This window comes from Mesorhizobium sp. WSM4306, assembly GCF_007003975.1.
GTDB lineage: Bacteria > Pseudomonadota > Alphaproteobacteria > Rhizobiales > Rhizobiaceae > Mesorhizobium.
This window is the reverse complement of sequence record NZ_VFTC01000046.1, coordinates 1-17165: the sequence shown is the minus strand read 5'-3', so window position 1 is coordinate 17165 and position 17165 is coordinate 1. Positions and strand designations below refer to the sequence as shown.

Annotated in this window: 18 protein-coding genes; 5 read left to right on the top strand and 13 right to left on the bottom strand. The window is 62.8% G+C overall.

The window, feature by feature from the left end; all coding sequences use genetic code 11:
• Nucleotide 1 precedes the first annotated feature (1 nt).
• Both FJV77_RS30755 and FJV77_RS30750 read right to left on the bottom strand, forming a co-directional pair.
• The gene (locus tag FJV77_RS30755; RefSeq protein ID WP_142870092.1) at nucleotides 2–2533 is read right to left on the bottom strand and encodes a hypothetical protein; all 2532 of its coding nucleotides are present in this window, start codon (nucleotides 2531–2533) and stop codon (nucleotides 2–4) included.
• A 532-nt stretch (nucleotides 2534–3065) separates the two neighbouring features.
• Entirely contained in the window at nucleotides 3066–3308 is a 243-nt protein-coding gene (locus FJV77_RS30750) for a hypothetical protein (RefSeq protein ID WP_142870091.1), read from the bottom strand.
• A gap of 115 nt (nucleotides 3309–3423) precedes the next feature.
• Here FJV77_RS30750 and FJV77_RS30745 point away from each other — a divergent pair, with 115 nt between their 5' ends.
• The 3 genes from FJV77_RS30745 to FJV77_RS30735 all read left to right on the top strand — a co-directional run bounded on the left by FJV77_RS30745 (nucleotide 3424) and on the right by FJV77_RS30735 (nucleotide 6342).
• Nucleotides 3424–4083 (top strand): response regulator transcription factor, encoded by a 660-nt coding sequence (locus FJV77_RS30745; RefSeq protein ID WP_142870090.1) that lies wholly within the window; start codon nucleotides 3424–3426, stop codon nucleotides 4081–4083.
• A 238-nt stretch (nucleotides 4084–4321) separates the two neighbouring features.
• Nucleotides 4322–5698 carry a sensor histidine kinase gene (locus tag FJV77_RS30740; RefSeq protein ID WP_246691436.1) on the top strand — a complete coding sequence of 459 codons (1377 nt, stop codon included), beginning with the start codon at nucleotides 4322–4324 and terminating at the stop codon, nucleotides 5696–5698.
• Complete coding sequence (locus FJV77_RS30735) at nucleotides 5695–6342, top strand: response regulator transcription factor (protein ID WP_142870089.1); 648 nt, start codon at nucleotides 5695–5697, stop codon at nucleotides 6340–6342. The genes FJV77_RS30740 and FJV77_RS30735 overlap by 4 nt, the downstream gene beginning before the upstream one ends.
• Nucleotides 6343–6511: 169 nt before the next feature.
• On the opposite strand, the gene FJV77_RS30730 is transcribed toward FJV77_RS30735, so the two are convergent.
• The 9 genes from FJV77_RS30730 to minC form a co-directional block, all read right to left on the bottom strand.
• Nucleotides 6512–6892: a hypothetical protein gene (locus tag FJV77_RS30730; RefSeq protein ID WP_142870088.1), complete on the bottom strand. Its 381-nt coding sequence runs from the start codon at nucleotides 6890–6892 to the stop codon at nucleotides 6512–6514.
• A 235-nt stretch (nucleotides 6893–7127) separates the two neighbouring features.
• Nucleotides 7128–7487 (bottom strand): hypothetical protein, encoded by a 360-nt coding sequence (locus FJV77_RS30725; protein ID WP_185970484.1) that lies wholly within the window; start codon nucleotides 7485–7487, stop codon nucleotides 7128–7130.
• Nucleotides 7488–7503: 16 nt separating this feature from the next.
• Complete coding sequence (locus FJV77_RS30720; RefSeq protein WP_142870087.1) at nucleotides 7504–8385, bottom strand: DMT family transporter; 882 nt, start codon at nucleotides 8383–8385, stop codon at nucleotides 7504–7506.
• A 378-nt stretch (nucleotides 8386–8763) separates the two neighbouring features.
• Complete coding sequence (locus tag FJV77_RS30710; protein ID WP_142870086.1) at nucleotides 8764–9345, bottom strand: dihydrofolate reductase family protein; 582 nt, start codon at nucleotides 9343–9345, stop codon at nucleotides 8764–8766.
• 173 nt (nucleotides 9346–9518) lie between these two features.
• The gene (locus FJV77_RS30705) at nucleotides 9519–10055 is read right to left on the bottom strand and encodes an SRPBCC family protein (protein ID WP_142870085.1); all 537 of its coding nucleotides are present in this window, start codon (nucleotides 10053–10055) and stop codon (nucleotides 9519–9521) included.
• Nucleotides 10052–10489 (bottom strand): metalloregulator ArsR/SmtB family transcription factor, encoded by a 438-nt coding sequence (locus FJV77_RS30700; protein ID WP_142870084.1) that lies wholly within the window; start codon nucleotides 10487–10489, stop codon nucleotides 10052–10054. The genes FJV77_RS30705 and FJV77_RS30700 overlap by 4 nt, the downstream gene beginning before the upstream one ends.
• 258 nt (nucleotides 10490–10747) lie before the next feature.
• Nucleotides 10748–11020: a cell division topological specificity factor MinE gene (gene minE, locus FJV77_RS30695; protein WP_112560940.1), complete on the bottom strand. Its 273-nt coding sequence runs from the start codon at nucleotides 11018–11020 to the stop codon at nucleotides 10748–10750.
• Nucleotides 11017–11832, bottom strand: a complete 816-nt coding sequence (gene minD, locus FJV77_RS30690) for a septum site-determining protein MinD (protein ID WP_029869303.1) — start codon at nucleotides 11830–11832, stop codon at nucleotides 11017–11019. Before minD ends, minE begins: the two co-directional genes overlap by 4 nt.
• 55 nt (nucleotides 11833–11887) lie before the next feature.
• Nucleotides 11888–12703 carry a septum site-determining protein MinC gene (gene minC, locus FJV77_RS30685; RefSeq protein ID WP_142870083.1) on the bottom strand — a complete coding sequence of 272 codons (816 nt, stop codon included), beginning with the start codon at nucleotides 12701–12703 and terminating at the stop codon, nucleotides 11888–11890.
• A gap of 389 nt (nucleotides 12704–13092) precedes the next feature.
• Here minC and FJV77_RS30680 point away from each other — a divergent pair, with 389 nt between their 5' ends.
• Nucleotides 13093–13620 carry a FecR domain-containing protein gene (locus FJV77_RS30680; protein WP_142870082.1) on the top strand — a complete coding sequence of 176 codons (528 nt, stop codon included), beginning with the start codon at nucleotides 13093–13095 and terminating at the stop codon, nucleotides 13618–13620.
• 20 nt (nucleotides 13621–13640) lie between these two features.
• Nucleotides 13641–15539: an adenylate/guanylate cyclase domain-containing protein gene (locus FJV77_RS30675; protein ID WP_142870081.1), complete on the top strand. Its 1899-nt coding sequence runs from the start codon at nucleotides 13641–13643 to the stop codon at nucleotides 15537–15539.
• A 185-nt stretch (nucleotides 15540–15724) separates the two neighbouring features.
• Here FJV77_RS30675 and FJV77_RS30670 read toward each other — a convergent pair whose 3' ends face one another.
• Nucleotides 15725–16048: a DUF2934 domain-containing protein gene (locus FJV77_RS30670; protein WP_142870080.1), complete on the bottom strand. Its 324-nt coding sequence runs from the start codon at nucleotides 16046–16048 to the stop codon at nucleotides 15725–15727.
• 311 nt (nucleotides 16049–16359) lie between these two features.
• Nucleotides 16360–16875 carry a DoxX family protein gene (locus FJV77_RS30660; protein WP_142870078.1) on the bottom strand — a complete coding sequence of 172 codons (516 nt, stop codon included), beginning with the start codon at nucleotides 16873–16875 and terminating at the stop codon, nucleotides 16360–16362.
• Nucleotides 16876–17165: the final 290 nt, after the last annotated feature.

Genomic DNA, 17165 nt, shown 5'->3' with positions numbered 1-17165 from the left:
ATCAGCCGCCATCATTGGCGTAGATGTGCAAAATCGCCCCTTCGAAAGTCATTCCGGTGTTGTTGTAGAAATCGAGTTCCTGGTGGATGAGGTTGCCGGCAAGCTCGGACCCCGCAGTGGCAGATTCAGCGTCCAGCCCGGTGCTCCAGGCTGCGGTGTTCGCCTTTACCGCGCTTCCGCCACCCCAATCCTCGAATTGAGAGGAAGATGTCCCGCCATTCGTCACCTGCAGCCAGTCGATTGCCTGGTCGAGATATTTATGGGGGCTGTTGGGATCGGTAGCGTCGCCGATCGGATTGCCGGCGAGGTAGTTGAGCCAGGTGGCTACCGCATCGCGGGCAAGAACGAAGCGCGTATCCTGCTGGTCCTTGGCGGATGCATCGATCACCTTGAGCGCATCGGCATAGGAAATGAAGAACGTGTCTTCGTCAGGATCGGTAATTCCGTCCTTGTCGTAGTCGCCGATCAGAAGGCCTGGTTTACCGGGATCCAGCGTTTTGTCGTTATTGGCGTCGACAACGTAGCGCAGTTCGTGGTCAGCAAAGTTCGGACCGGTCTTGCCGACGCCGTCAACACCATCCCAGAACGACTTGCCGAGATTGGTCCAGAACCCGGGCGTGCGCACCCCGGGGCCGTCGAACGAGGTTACGGTGGCGGTGTCCTGAGCGGTGACCGAATTCAGGCTGTCATCGTCGTGAGCCGCGACAGTCACCAGATTGGTTTTGCTGGCCCCACCTGGCAATAAGTTGATGGCGGTGGTCGCTTCGAAAGTCCAGGTCTCGTTGCTGTCGACCAAGTAGTCGTTGTCGGTGTCGCCGGACACATAGTGGGTGCCGTGCGAGCTGTTGGCCACGAAGCCACTGAGCAGGTTGATGTCGTCACCGGCATTCGCCGTGCCGTTGTCATCGACCAGCGAGGTCAGCGTCAACGGATCGAGCGCGCCCGCCGGGCTCGTGTTGGTTATTGCATAGTGATAGGTGACGTTCTGCGGTCCAGACTGCGTCGTTTCCGAAGAGTGGAAGATGCCGTCGTGGTCTCCATCGACGGTCTTGTCGATGGCGATCGACGGCGCCACATCCTTCACGGTCACCGTCGCGTCGTCGCTGTCGGTCACATCGTCGGTGCTGTCGTCGTCATGGCCATGCACCACGACCGTGTTGACGATGCTGCCGGCATTGTGTGCGTCGATGCCGACGGTCGCGGTGAATGTCCAGGTCTCATCGCTATCGACCAAATAGTCGTCGTCGGCGTCGCCCGACACGTAGTGGCTGCCGTGATCGCTGCCCGCCACGAAGCCATCAAGCAGATCGATGTCGTCAGTGGCATCGCCTGGCGTTGCATTGTCATCGACCAGCGAAGTCAGCGTCAGCGGGTCGAGCGCGCCCGCCGGGCTCGTGTTCGTCACCTTGTAGGTGTAGGTGACGTCGCCGGACGCGCCCTCGTCAATCGAGGTCGGGTCGGCTGTTTTGTCGACGGCGATCGACGGCGCCACATCCTTTACCGTCACCGTCGCGTCGTCGCTGTCGGTCACATCGTCGGTGCTGTCGTCGTCATGGCCATGCACCACGACCGTGTTGACGATGCTGCCGGCATTGTGTGCGTCGATGTTGACGTCGGCCGTGAAAACCCAGGTCTCGGTGCTGTCGACAAGGTAGTCGTTGTCGGTGTCGCCGGACACATAGTGGGTGCCATGTGAGCTGTTGGCCACGAAGCCGTTGAGCAGGTTGATGTCGTCGGCGGGATTTGCCGGCGTCGCATTGTCATCGATCAGTGAGGTCAGCGTCAGCGGATCGGTGGCTCCGTCCGCACTCGTGTTTGTCACCTTGTAGGTGTAGGTGACGGTCGTCGCCTCGCCTTCGTCGATCTCGGCCGGATCGACGGTCTTGTCGACGGCGATGGCTGGAGCGTTGTCAACACCGGTGGAAGTGATAACGCCCCATTCCTCAAACCCACCGTTCGCATTGGCATCGCTGGTATTGCCGAAGGCCGAATATAGATAGACATAGTCACCGTTTGCACCGGTGAAGAAACTGGTGGGGACATAGACGAACAGATCGCCTTGTCCGCTCCCTGCCGGCGCATTGTTGCCGGCATTCACCTTAACAGTTACATCTCCGTCCGTAGCGTTCCCGTCAACATTGTAAAGAAGTTGTTGAGTCTGAAGCACCGAAAGATCGGTAATCTCTGGGTCATCCGCCGAATAGATCCGCAACGACGTAAGGGATATTACCCCGGTGTCACTGTTCGGCTCGTTGGCGTCGAGCTTGAACACATAATAGTCGTGACCGTCCAGGGTCACCACCTGCATGTCGCTCAGCAGAAGCGCGTTCGTGTGCGCCGGCTGCTTGTCATCCAGCGGTAGCGGATTGCCATCGGTGTTGAAGCCACTTTCCGTGCCCTTCGCACCAAGTACAAGGAAGGTGTCGTAGTTGCCCGTACCGGCGTCGCCTTGTGGCTCGGCTGTAAAAACAGTGCCGTCGGTCAATGTTTCCGAAGTGGTTGCACCAGTGAGATCTACTACGGTATCGGTCATTTTGTTAACTCCCTTGCGCTGGCAAGCGCGCTCTCTTGTTGGCCGCACAAGGCGGCTGACTACCCCAGACCAGACCTATTGCAGGCCGGGCGCGCCCGCGGAACGCGGCATCGCCGGCAATGAACCGTTGGTGACATAAGCGGCGTTGAAGAGGGAACGCCCGGCGAGGTGACTACCCCATTCGCCAGACACAACTCCCCCGGATGGCAGAATCGATCCGCCGTCGGACTGACAGCCACCCTCACGCCCTACACCCCAAGCTCGCGCGATCTACGTCGACCGCCTGAGCATTAATATTCCCCTAACCATATTATGCAGGTTGCAATTGGTGCGTCCATATAACCGTGGTTATAGATGCAAACATAAATTCAACGCCGGTAAGTCGCTGTTTCACCCAAGTAAATCTCTTTGACATACGCCGAATTGTTTCTAAATTTCTCGGATTTTACTTATCCGCGCGAAATTGCTGGAGCAATTCCGTGGTCTCATCAGGCGACAGGCCGGTAATGGAGCGGCGTCATCGCGTCTGCTTTCAGTCCGCTGCCAGGTTGCTTGCTGTCGGCAGCACGTCCAGGTTGATTACGTATTTGCTAATTCTTCTCGGAAGCACAATGCTGCCGGTATGGCTTTCATATGCGGCGGTACGAGCTGCGTTTCGGGGATCGTCTCGGCCAAGAGGCGTGCAGGCATAGGTACTGCAACGCCAAGTCTGACCGTAAGGCTCAAGGCCGTAACGCTTTGACTTGAGCAGGAAATACTGTTCATGATTGAGCATGGTCGATTGTCGTGTCAGGCGGACGAAAAAAACGGCGCCGCTCCAGCATGGCGCTTTGTTGGCTGGCCGCTGCTGCCGTTCACGCCGCCCCCGGCAGGCATAAGGGGAACTGAATATGGTCACCACAGTATTCATCGCGGATGACCATCCGCTGCTGCTGCACGGGCTGGGCGACCTGATTGCCCGCGATCCCGGTTTCCTGGTTGTCGGGTCGGCGCTGGACGGCAGGAGCGCGCTGGCGATGATCCGGCAGGAGGTGCCGGATGTCGCGGTGCTCGATGTGCGCATGCCGGGGCTGAGCGGGCCCGAAATCGCCGCCGAAATCGGCAGGCTGGGGCTCGCGACGCGCTGCGTGCTTCTGACAGCAACCGCTTCCAACGCCGAGCTTTATGATGCCGTGATGGCGGGCGTCGCCGGTATCGTGTTCAAGGAAGCCACGGTCGAGACGCTGGCCAAATGTATCCATCAGGTGGCCGCGGGCGGACGCTGGTTGCCCGCCGAGATCGTCGGTGACGCTGTCGAAAGCGAAGCCTCCCGGCGGATCAGATGGCAGAAGCTTTCAACGCTTCTGACCATGCGCGAGATGGAGATCGCTCGGCTCGCCGCCGAAAACAGGCCGAACGGACAGATCGCGGTCGATCTCGGCATTTCGAAAGGCACGCTGAAAATCCACATGAACAATATCTACCGCAAATTGCAGGTCTCCTCGCGAGGCGAGCTTTTTCAGCTGGTGGTCGGTCAGATCTCGCACGACGCCCGGGCGGGACGGCAATGAAACCCGTGCAGATGTCGGCGACTGCCCGCCTGTCCGGCTCCGCCGGCCCTTTAAGATCCCCGGCGCCGCGGTGCTGCCGATGTCGAACCGCGGCGGCCAGAATCTCGCACCGGCCAAAATCTTGCACGGGCAATGTCGCAAAAGCTGCACTGCCTCTATAACAGGCTTGGGTCGAGAACAGGCTTGGGTCGAGAAAAGGCAGGACGTGCGATTGCTTGGGGTTTTCCTGGGAAAGTTCTTGCAGCGTTGGGGCAGACTGTCGCTGGCCCTGCAGTTCCTCGTTGCCGGCGGTATCGGGCTGCTGGTGGTGATGCTGGTGGTCGGCGTATGGGTGACCTCGCAGATCCGGCAAGGCGTCATGCGCAATTCCGCCGCGACCACGGCGCTCTATGTCGACAGCGTGATAGCGCCGCTGTTGCCCGACATGCGCAAAAGCCACGAGCTCGACGATACCGTCAAGCGGGCGCTCGACGAGACGCTCGACCAGGGTGCACTCGGCAAGCGGCTGGCGTCGTTCAAGCTGTGGCGGCGCGACGGCACGATCCTCTACGCCAAGGATACGACGCTGATCGGCAAGGTGTTCGAGCCGAACGCCAACCTGGTCGCCGCCTTCAGCGGCAATGTCGTGGCCGAGTACAACGACCTCGACGACGATGCCGAGAGCCGAGACGAGAAAAAGACTGAGGCTGGACCGCTGCTGGAAATCTACAATCCGGTACGCGAACCCTGGTCGGGCGAAGTCGTCGCCGTTTCGGAGTTCTACGAGGTTGCCGACGGCTTCGAGTCGACGCTGAACGTCGCCCTGTGGCAGAGCTGGCTGGTGGTGGCCGGCGCCACCGCGGCAGCATTGGCGCTGTTGTCGGGCATCGTCTTTCGCGGCAGCCGCACCATCCAAACCCAGCGGGCGGCGCTCGAGGCAAAGATCGCGGAATTGCGCGCGCTGCTGTCGCAGAATTCATCGCTGCGCGAGCGCGTGCAGCACGCCTCGCGCCGCGCCGCCGCGCTCAACGAACGCTACCTCAGGCGCATCGGCGCCGATCTTCACGACGGGCCGGCGCAGCTCGTGGCGCTGGCGGCACTCAGGATGGACAGCCCGATCTTGCTTGATCCCGGCGCCTCCACCGCGCTGCGCGAAGCCGAGATCGCCGACATTCACAAAACGCTTGACGAAGCGATCCGCGAGATACGCGGCATCTGTAACGGTCTCGTCCTGCCGCAGATCGAGACGGCGGCGGTGCTCGACATATTGCGGCTGGCGGTCGCCGAACACCAACGGCGGACCGGAACCTCGGTTTCGCTGACGCTGCCAAAGCGCTTGCGCGAACCCGGCCCTTCCGAGAAGATCAGCATCTATCGTTTTGTCCAGGAAGGCTTGAACAACGCCTATCGCCACGGAAAAGGCAGGGATCAGGCGGTGAAGGCGGCAATGAAAGGCGGCAAGCTGACCGTCGAGGTGCTCGACGGCGGTCCCGGATTCGACCCGGCAAGAAGCGAGGGCCTTGGGCTTGCCGGTCTCAGGGAGCGTATCGAGAGCATCGGCGGCCGGTTTGAAACCGTATCTGGCCCACAAGGCACACGACTGGTGATAACATTGTCCATTGAGGAGCAATCGTGACCCACGCCATCCGCATTGCCATTGTCGACGACCATCCGCTGTTTCGCGAGGGCGTAGCGCGCAGCCTCGGCGAGATCGGCGGCTTCGAAGTGGTCGGCGAAGGCGCCAGCGCCGAGGATGCCGAAAGGCTGGTCGCGGCCTTGCACCCCGACATCGTGCTGCTCGACATCAGCATGCCGGGCGGCGGGCTCGCCGCCGCGGCAAACATCATGGCCGGGCACCCCGGCCAGAAGGTCGTCATGCTGACCGTGTCGGAAGCCAATGCCGACGTTGCCCAGGCGCTCAATGCCGGCGCGCGCGGCTATGTGCTGAAAGGCGTCGGTTCGAAGGCCCTGGCCGAAATCCTCAGCGATGTCGCGGCCGGCGAAAGCTATGTCTCGCCGACACTGTCGGCCCGGCTTCTGTCGGACCTGTTGCAGCCGTCAAACCGCAAGGCCGATCCCATCCAGCAGCTCACCGGCCGCGAAGCCGATATCCTGAGCCTGGTGGCGGAAGGCTTGAGCAACAAGGAAGTTGCCGCACGGCTTTCGCTGCAGGAGAAGACGGTCAAGCATCACATGACGCGGGTTCTGGCCAAGCTCAATGTCCGCAACCGCACCGAGGCGGCGCTGCTGATGCGCGAGGCGCGGGAGCGCGCGAGTTGACGCGCGGAGCACGGACCGCACCGCGCCATGCACTGAGGCAAAAACACATTCGCGCGAAAGCGGCTAAAGCGCTTGACCGTTTCACGGAAACGGCGAACCGCTCTATCTCTTTGTTTTTACGCAATTCCCCAGGGAAAGCGCTCACACTTTTCCTGGAATTGCTCCAGCCTTACAAACTTTTCAAACGTGCCACATCGGCGGGGGTCGCCGCTCGCTCGATTATGGTGCGGTCGAGCGCATCCTTCATCGTGAACCGGCCATTCTGGATCCGTTCCTTCATGCCGTTAGGATGGGTGACCGTGATGCCGGTGGCGTCGACCTCGACCTGGTCGCCGGTTACAGAATTCACGTGGCCGGCCTTGCCGGCGCCGGAATTGCCCTTGCCCTTGCCGTTACCGCCGCTGCTGCTGTTACCGTTTCCACCGCTGTTGCCGTTGCCACCGCTGTTGCCGCCACCGCCGCCATCCTTGGCGAAGGCATTGCTGGCGGCAATCTTGGCGGCGCCGTCAAAGCTGAGGTGATAGGGCACAAGGGTCAGGGCGAGCGTCATTGACGCCCGCAAGGCAAGCCAGCAGAGTTGGCGCAAACGCGTTATCTGTTCTTCCCCTGATGGTCAGCGAAGACCAATCCGATCTGTCCACAACCGGAATGGCGTTTGTTACCAGAACACCATCCACAAATCGACGTCCTTGCGAAAGCGGCTTACGACCCTTGTCTCGGCAAATACAGACCTTTTTCGTAAAATTGTCAGACTTAGGTCTTATATATTGCAATCTATAGTTGCATCATGTCTGTTTGGGCAGGCCGACCAGCCAAGCCAGACCCGCATCCATCAACGCGACTTTCGGCACGATGCTGTTGATGTTGAAATGGCCGAACCGGATGGGCGCATCGATACCGACGACGCCGAAACGGCCGCCATGCATGGCGAGGAACCGGCGCGGATAGGCCGAGATCAGGTCGGTTTGCGCAAGCACCGCCAGTCCGAACATGAAGTTGGGGACCGTCAGCGCGACGCGGCGCGACAGGCCGTGTTCGGCCAGCGCCCTGTCGACAAAACCATTTGGATCGCCGCTGTTCGCGCAATCGACATGTCCGCTCCCCGTCCGACTGCCAGATATACCGATTTTCGGAGAGCAGTTCATTTGTGCCGACCGGCAACTATTCCGGCGACGGCACAGGCGGCTTCGTCGTCAGCGCGGCGCCGAAGGCGGCAACGACCACGGCGGTGATGCCCGCGCATTGCAGCGGGCTCAGGATTTCATGCAGGAACAGGAAGCCGGCCAGCGCGCCGAGCGCCGGCTCCAGGCAGGTCAGCGTGCCGTAGAGCCTGGCCGGCATGCGGGTCAGCGCCACCATCTCCAGCCAGAATGGCAAGGCGCTGGAGAACAGCCCGACCAGCAGCGCGCTGACCAGGATCGCGGGTACGACCAGGCCGGAACCGGCCTCGGCGATGCCGAACGGCAGGGCGATCACGGCGGCGATGATCAGTCCGTACGCGGTTGTCCGGCTGCCGAGCTCGGCGCCCGCTTTTTGCGCAAAGACGATGTAGAGCGCCCAGCAGCCACCGGCGGCAAGCGCCAGCATCACACCGATCGGGTCGAGCGCGCTGCCGGAATGGATGAAGGGCGACAACAGAACGATGCCGGCGACGGCCAGCGCTACCCACACGAAATCAGTGGCGCGCCGCGACGACAGCGTCGCCACCAAAAGCGGGCCGGAGAATTGGAGCGCCACCGCGACGCCGAGCGGGATTCTGGCGAGCGCTGCATAAAACAAAAGGTTCAGCGCCGCGAGGTTCACACCATAGGCGATGAGCCAGGGCAGTATGGCGCGCGACGGCCGCACCCGCCAGGGTCTCAGCACCACCGCCAGCATCAGCGCGCCGACGACCAGGCGCAGCGCCGTGGTGCCGTTGGCGCCGATCAGCGGAAACAGGCCCTTGGCGAAGGTGGCGCCGATCTGGATCGACACCATGGCGCCAAGCAGCGCGCCAATCGGCAAGGCTTTCGCTTCGGGAGCGGCGATTGGCGTTGACGTCAATTTGGTTCTCTCCCCGCTACGACGCGGCCAGCTGCGGCGCAGGTTCGGGACAGAGAGAACGGGCCAGCCTGTCGTGTGGCACGGGCAGCCTGTTGATAGGGCAAGGTATACGCGGCGCTATTTCCTCTCCCCCGTCGATCGGGGGGTCCGAAGGACGGGCGAGACCCGTGGCTCGCCCCGGCAGGTGTCGAGCGAAGCTCGACGGAGTGGGGGTCGACCGTCCATCACATCCGCCGATTGCCTGCTTGCCGGAGATTTCGCGCTCGCTTCGTCGTTCCTATTTTGCGGCGACCGTGGGTTTCATGAGCGCCTTCCCCCACTCCGTCGCCGCTTCGCGGCGCCACCTCTCCCCCGATCGACGGGGGAGAGGAAAAGCGGCTAGTTCGCTAGCCCATACACCAGGCTCACCCGCCCCTCCGAAAGCGCCTCGGCCTTGCGCAGTTCCAGCTTGTGCCGGGCGTGCACGGTGCCAAACAGCGCCTTGCCGTCGCCGGCGAGCAGCGGATAGACAATGAGCCGCATTTCATCGACCAGCCCGGCCTCGATGAGGCTGGCGGTGATGCGGGCGCCGCCCATGAGGTAGATGTCCTTGCCGGGCTGCTGCTTGAGTGCGGCGATGTCGTCGAGGCTGCGCAGGAAGCGCGTCGAGGCCCAGGCTGCCGAAGTCATGGTGTTGGACAGCACATAATGCGGGGTTTTCGCGGCAAAGCGGGCCCATTCGAGTTCAGCCGGGTCGACCAGCTTGCTGGTCATCGGCAGCGGCTGGTCCGGCTCGTTCTCTAGGATCGCGCTCCAGTAGCGCTCGTAGCCGGCATACATGACCCCGCCGAGTAGGCAGGCATCGATCTCAGGCATCAGGCCGTATTCCTCCGACCAGTTGTCGACCCAGTCGGCAAAGCCTTCGGGTCCCTCCATCTTGCCGTCGATGGAGATCTTCATTCCGGTGATCAATTTACGCATGACTTCCTCCTTCAGGCTTGCGGGATGCAAGCACGTCGCTTGGTTTCATCTGTTTGCGTGTGCGCCTCGATGGCTGGCGAAGGCGCGTGTTTCGCCGGCCCTTGCGCCGGCATCCGGCGCAAGGGGGTGGATGACGCTCCGCCCGGTTGGACCGGACGATGCGTTAGGTCAGGTCAGGCTGGCAGGCGCTGGTCGTATTCCGTCATGAGGCGGCTCCAGCCGTTCCAGAACGGTTCCGGCTTTTCGCCCGTCACGCGGGCGGCCAGGATGTCGAGATGCATGTGCCAGCCGGCGGCATGCATCATCAGGCTCGAGCGGTTGGGCAGGCGGCGGTGGACCAGGGTGAGCAGGACGTCGTCGCCGCGCTGCGTCAATTCGAACGTGACATTGCCGCTGCCGTTCCAGGTGATGGTGAGCTTGCGCGGCGGATCGCATTCGACGATCTGGTTGTGCATCCTCTGCTCACCGCCAGCGAAGCTGGCCGGCCTTTGGCCTGGCGGGTCGGTCAGTTCGTCGTTGCGCCAGACCAGCTCGAAGGAAGAGCCTTCCTCCATGTCCATATCGCCGGCCGCCAGCCACTGGCGGCGCAGATCGCTCTTCGTCAGATATTCCCAGACGCGCTCCCTGGTTCCGGGCAAAAGCCGTTCGATCCTCAAAGTGGCCGGCTGGATCAACTCAGCGTAGCCGTCGAAGCTGTTCATCTGGTTCATTGGTCTTCTCCCTCGGATGATGCTGGCCTGGGCGATGTCGGCCTGGATGATTCTGGCTTGGATGATTCTGGCTTTGCCGGCGTCGTCTGCGCTGTCGGCGTCTTCCGTGCCTCCTCGCGCAAAAGCTGTTCGAGGACATCGAGGCGGCTATTCCAGAACCGCGAGTATTGGGCGAGCCACTCATAGGCGGTGGCCAGCGGGCGGGCCTCGAGGCGGCAGACATGGGTGCGGCCTCGCACTTCGCGCCGGATCAGCCCGGCATGCTCCAGCGCCTTGATGTGCTTGGAGGCGGCGGCCAGCGACATGGCAAAGGGTTCGGCCAGCTGGCTCACCGTGCGCTCGCCGCCGGCGAGGCTGTTGAGCATGTTGCGGCGCGTGGCGTCGCTAAGGGCGTGAAAAACCTGATCCATCTGGGGCGTCTCTAATTCAACCATGTAGTTGAATATAGATGCCGGCTTTTGGATAGTCAACCGTTTGGTTGAATGTTTTTTGGGGGGACGTTGATGGGTTTAGGTTCCTCGCCCCCCACGAAGGTGGGGGAGAGGTGGCGCGGCGAAGCCGCGACGGAGAGGGGGAATGGCGTGGCCTTGAACGAATTCAGAGGGAACCCGCCAACGCCGCAGGCCCCCTCTCCGTCCGCTTCGCGGCCACCTCTCCCCCGCTTTGCGGGGGCGAGGAAAGGCTTCAGCCTCTCACCCAGCCATCGCCAGCGGCACCGGGCTCTTGTTCGGGATCTGGATGTCGATCTCCAGCGTCGACATGGTCTCGCCGCGGTCCATCGAGACTTGCAGGTAATCCTGGTCGATCTGCACGTGCTTGGCGATCACCGCCATGATCTCCTCGCGCAGGATGGAGACGAGGTCGGGCTGGCTGCGGTTGCGGCGCTCATAGGCGAGCAGCACTTGCAGCCGTTCGCGCGCCACCGGCGCGCTGGTGCGCCGCTTGAAGATGTCGAGCAGGTTCATGCCGCCCTCCTTCCCAGCAGACGGTCGAGGAAGCCCTTGCGTTCGAAGGGCACGATGACCGGCAGCTGTTCGCCCTCGAGCCGCTTTGCCGCATCGATGTAAGCCTTGGCGGCGGCATTGAGCGGCTCCGACAATGTCACCGGCGAACCGAGGTTGGAGGCGCGCAGCACATCCTGGCTTTCCGGGATGATACCGAGCAGCGGCGTCGAGAGGATCTCCAGCACGTCGTCGATCGACAGCATTTCGCCGCGAGCCGCGCGCGCCGCATCGTAGCGCGTGACCAGCACATGCTTGGCGATCTGCTCGCCCTGTTCGGCGCGCAAGGTGCGGGCGTCGAGCAGGCCGATGATGCGATCGGAATCGCGCACCGACGACACCTCCGGGTTGGTGACGATGACCGCCTCGTCGGCAAAGCGCATGGCGAGCTGGGCGCCGCGCTCGATGCCGGCCGGGCTGTCGCAGAAGACGTAGTCGAAAACCGAGCGCAGCTTGCCGATGACCTCGGCCACACCCTCCTCGGTCAGCGCATCCTTGTCGCGCGTCTGCGAGGCCGGCAGCAGGAACAAAGTCTCGACCCGCTTGTCGCGGATCAGCGCCTGCGACAGCTTTGCCGAGCCCTGGATGACGTTGACGAGGTCGAACACGACGCGCCGCTCGGCGCCCATGATCAAATCGAGGTTGCGCAAGCCGACATCGAAGTCGACCAGCGCCACCTTCTTGCCGGTCTTGGCGACCGCCGCCCCCAGAGCCGCGGTCGAGGTCGTCTTGCCGACGCCCCCCTTGCCCGAGGTGACCACCACTACCTTGCCCATCAATAAAGCCTCCGTTGTTGTTCGTTATTCGTTGGACGGGCGCGAGCCCGCCGCATTAGCTGAAAGGGGCGATGCGCAGCATGCCGTTGTCGAGAAATGCCTGCACAGGCTTGCCCCGGACTGACGGGTCCATCTCCTCGGCGGTGCAATACCAGCCATCCACGGACAGAAGCTCGGCCTCGTTCCTGCGGCAGAAGACGCGCGCGGCCGTGTTGCCTTGAGCGCCCGCCGAAGCGCGGCCGCGCAACGTGCCATAGACATGGATGGAGCCCGTGGCGACGATCTCGGAGCCGGAGGCGACGGAGCCCAGCACAATGACATCGCCATGCGGATGGAAGATGAGCTGCCCCGAACGGATCGGCGAGCGGATCATCAACGTGCCGGCGTCCGGGGCCTTGGCGTCCTGCGGCAGCGGCCTGGCCTCGTTCGCCGACTTCAGATCCGCCTTCAAATCGCTTGCCGCCTTGAGATCAGCGGCCGGCTTGTCGCCCGACGTAGCAGCCTCCTCCGCCCTGCCCGCCTTGCGGCTCGGCTGCAGCAGCCCGTCGGTGGTCGCCTCCTTGGCGCCGACCAGCACCGGCGGCAGATGCGCGCCAAGCTCGGCGCCGCCGTCGAGTTCGATGGCATAGACGCGGATGCCGCGCTGGCCGAGCACGCCGATCAGCGCTTCGATGGCGACGACATCGGGCTTCAGCACGTTCAGGTCGAGCACCACCGGGCGGCCGGCAAAATAGCCGGGCGAATTGCCGATCCAGCGATCCAGGCTCTCCAGCCAAACATCCAGAGGCGCCTCCGGCGTCAGCGTGAAAGCGACGAAGGAGCGGGCGCGAAAGCGAATGGATTTGGCCTCGAGGGGAGCGGCAAAGGTCACGGCGGGCGATTCCTTACTGAGAGGTAAACGCTAGCGGTGGTATGGTTAATGAAAGGTTAACGGTGGAGCGTTCTCGAACTAGGGGAGCGCCTTTCCTGACAGCCGCGCCATGCTTTCTGCCAACCTTGCAAAGGCACGATAGCGGCCGAGCAGCCTCCAGGACCTGGTTCAAAGGGCGCCTCCCTCACCTTGCCTGCCCGCCGAACGCGATCCGCCATGCCGTACATACTTAACGCCGGAGCAGCTTGTCGTGTTAAGATTGCCGGTCGGCATCCCTCAAGCCAACGCGGCTGCAAGTGCCGGCTCGTAAACATACCGCCAAACATGCGGCAAGCTGACGGCAGAAGATTTTCCTGCCGTAGAGTTTCGCAAAAAGCGAGGAGACGTTGATGAGCGCAAGGGACCGATTTTTCCGTAGCCTGGTGGTTCTCTTTGCCGGTGTCTTCTGGGTGGATGCCGCCCATGCGCAGGATGCAGGGTGTGCGTTCGAGCCTGTGGCGGGCACGTCTCGACAGATTCTGAGATGTCGAGAAGGCCTTGCCGTCATTGTGGAAGGTGGCGCTCGATTTACGCTGGAGGATCGCGATCGAAACGGCAGTCCCGACGCGGTCAGGTTGCGACGCAAAGCGCTGCTGCTCGATGCTCCGGCCGGCGCGGTCCAGGGTGGCTTCGCGGTTATCACCCCGCAGGCGATCGCCGCGGTGCGAGGCACAAAATGGGCAGTCGACGTTGGCAATGGCAAGACGTCTGTTTTCGTCCTGAGAGGTCGCGTCGCCGTGCAAAGACCGGCATCCACCGCCGTCGTGGTTCTCGCACCGGGCGATGGCGTGGACGTCGAGGCCGGGACAGGCAAACTCATCGTCAAGCGCTGGCCCGCCAAGCGGGTCTCCGCATTGCTGGCCCGTTTCGGCCAGTGAGCTTGCCCAGTGAGCTTGCAATGAGCCGACGAGGGCTTCCGACACTGATCGCGCTCATTCTGGCGGGTCTTTGGGGCGCCGGTCTGGGCTTCGCGCACTGGCACGGCAATTTCTGGTTTCTCGATCGCGTCGAGGCAACGATGACCGATCTTCGAACGCTTGTTCGAGGAACGGCAAAGCCGCCGGAGCTGATCACCATTGTCGCAATAGACGATGAAACGGTACGGCGCGAGGGCAGCTATCCCCTCAGCCGCGCCACGCTTGCCCGAATCATCGATACGATAGAGCCGCTCGGGCCGAAAGCCATTGCGCTCGACCTGCTGCTGGTCGACCCCGGGGCAAAAGACACTGACGAGGCGCTCGCGCATTCGCTGAGGAGGAGTAGAAGCGTAATCGCTGCAGCGGCGATCTACCCCGGAGGCAAACAATGGGCGCTGGCCGTGGGTGAAGGACCCCTCGCCCGCGTGCCGAATGCCGAGCGGTTTCTGTGGCCCCGGAAAGCGTTTTCGGATGCCGCCGCTGTCGGCGTCGTGAACGTGGCCACCGATAGGACGGGAACGCCCCGGTTCGTGCCGTTGCTGTTTCGGGCCGGAGATCAGTTGCAAGCGTCCTTCTCCTTGCGTGTTGCCGCTATGGCGGCGGGAGAGGACCCTGGAATTGCACCCGATGATGTATCGCTGGACGGACGGTCGATCCGTACGGACATTGGTCACATCCTGCCTCTGACATTCTATGGCCCGCGCGGCACGATCCGCACGATCAGCGCCGCGACCGTGCTGGAGGGCCAATTCGATCCTGGGGCTATCCGGGGTCGAATTGTCTTGATAGGAGCGACCGCGACCGGCACCGGCGATGTCTTCCCGACACCATTCGATCCCATACTGCCCGGCGTCGAGGTCATGTCGACGGCGATTGCCCATCTGATTGCCGGCGACGGAATCGTGCGCGACCAGAACGTTCGCCTTGCAGACGCGGGCTTTGCAGTGGCGCTGCCCATGCTTCTTGTCGGCCTGTTAGCGTGGCGCCGAAACGCCATCGGCCTCGCGGCGGTCGCCGGCGTGGTCCTGATCTGGTTCGTGGTCAACATCACCGCTTTCCTGCACCATATCTGGCTGAGCGCCGCGCTGCCGATGATCGCTGCCGTTCCGCCGGCAATCCTGTTTGGGGCCGCGCAGCTTTGGCTGGGCAGGAGCCGGGCCCAATATTTCGCCACGCAGAGCCAATTGCTTCAACGCGTTGAAGCCCCAGGACTGGGGGAATGGCTCGCCAAGCATGGCGACTTCCTCTCGGAACCCGTCCGGACAGAAGCCGCCATCCTGTTCATCGACCTGTCCGGCTTCACCGGACTGAGTGAAACATTTGGGCTGAGCGCCACACGCGAACTCCTGAACAATTTTCACGCGATGGTTGACGAAGAAGTGACAAGCTGTGGTGGCGTTGTCACGAGTTTCATGGGTGACGGCGCCATGATCCTGTTCGGTCTGCCGGAACCGGCGACAGACGACGCCTTCAATGCTGCCCGCTGTTGTGTCGGGCTCTCCAGTCGCACCAACGATTGGCTTGCCTCGTTGCCTGCGTCGACCGCATCCCGGATCGGCTTCAAGATTGGAGCTCATCATGGAACAATCGTGGCCTCTCGACTAGGCGGCGAAGGGCATCAGCACATCGCGGCCATCGGCGACACCGTCAACGTTGCAAGTCGCTTGATGGAGATCGCTGCCGGCCAGAATGCCGAAGTGGCGGTGAGTGACGAAATGCTTGATGTCGCTGGTCGCGACTGCGCGTTGTTCAAATCCGGTGTTTTAAGAGGACCTGTGGAGACACAGATCCGTGGGCGATCTGGTTCGCTCGCCATCTGGTTTTGGCAGAGTGCGCAGGCGCGCAGTAGATCCGGCCCCGTGATCAATGGCTCGCCATGACCTCGCCAGCACGGATACACCCGGCGCAGCAGCGGCTCAACGAGTGCGCGCGGCACTAAAACGCAGCGTGAATCCTGCGCCCAATGAGTTCCGGCACGCGGTGTCTGCTAGACCGAAAAACCTGCGCTCACACCGCGCTGACGGAAGTAAGCCTAGCAGCTTTCGGCCCGCGCGTGGGCCCCCGATCAAGACGTGCGCCGCCCCTTCCCCTTGATCCCCCGCGCCGCCTGTTCAACCGCCGCCCGGTCAGTGCCAAGCCTGTCGATCAGCTCCTGCGCCTCGTCGCCCGATATGCCGGTGCGCACAGCCAGTTCCTCGACCGTCAGGACGTCGGTGCTGGCGATCTCACGGGTTTGCGGCAGCGCGTCGTCGGCCGTCAGCGGCAAAGCGGCTTCGCGGTCGATTTCGGCCTCGGCCCGGTGCCAGTGATGCTCGGGATCACCACTGCCTTCGCGCTCCCAGATCTGGTAAGCGCGCTTCTGGATCTTCTCGTGCCGTTCGTCACCCATCGTCGTTCCTCCTTGGTGTCAGGGAACAACGCCGTGCCGGTGCGAACGATCCAAAAAATTTGCGTGATCGATCGGTGGAGCTAACGGAAAAGGCGGCGCGCTACGGCGCCCCCTCTGGCCTGCCGGCCATCTCCCCCACTTGTGGGGAGATTAGCATCTTCGGCGCCTCGCCAGTTTCTGTGACGTTGGAGGTTGGCGACGGCCGAGGTGACGGCCAATCTCCCTCCTTGTGGGGGAGATGCCCGGCAGGGCAGAGGGGGGCGCCGTGGAACGCGACGGTGCAGGATGACTTCACCCTCGCCTTGCCTGCCTCAAACCGGCAGTGTCATCGTCACGTCGTTCTCCGCCGCCAGCAGTGCGGCCACCATCTCCTTGTCGCGCTGGCGCTGCTGCAGGTGGAGCGTCACCAGCCGGTCCAGCGAGAAGGCGCCGGCGCCTGCGATGGCCAGCACGAACATGCCGCCGGCGATGGCCAGATCCTTTTCGAAGTGCAGCAGCTCGTTCTGGCTGGCGAGGTTGGTGTGGAACAATGTGGCCGTTGCCAGGCAAAACAGGCCAAGGCCGATGGCGCCGAGGCGGGTGAGCAGGCCTGATGCGATTGCGAGCCCTGCCCCGAGCTGCAGCGCGATGGTGGCTGTGAACAGCGGCAGGCCGACGCCTTGGGCGGCCATGACCTTTGCAGCGCCATCGAAATGGGTGGCGAGCGTAATGCCCTCATGCAGGAAGATGACGGACAGAAGCAGGCGGCCGGCTAGCAGGGTGGCGTCCTTGAGGTGGTATTTTGACGCGAGCCGGTGAAGCTTCGCGATGTGGTCGTTGGGGGTCATGATCTGGCTCCAAATTTTGGGTGCAGGCAGCCGCCCGCGCCCGGTGGGCGCGTGTGGATGGTGCTGGTGTTTTTGATGTCTAAAGAGGGGCCGGAGCCGGCGTGAGGGATCAATGCCGGCCCCGGCTTTTGGGCGCCGGCCACGGTCGCCCAAACTGGGATTTCTTGGGTTAGGTCAGCGCCAGGCCCCCCCACTCCGTCTCGGCTTCGCCGAGCCACCTTGTATCTACACGGGAGAGATTTCGTGGGAATAAAGCGATTGAGCCAAGGTCCGGGCGGCCGCCCGGACCT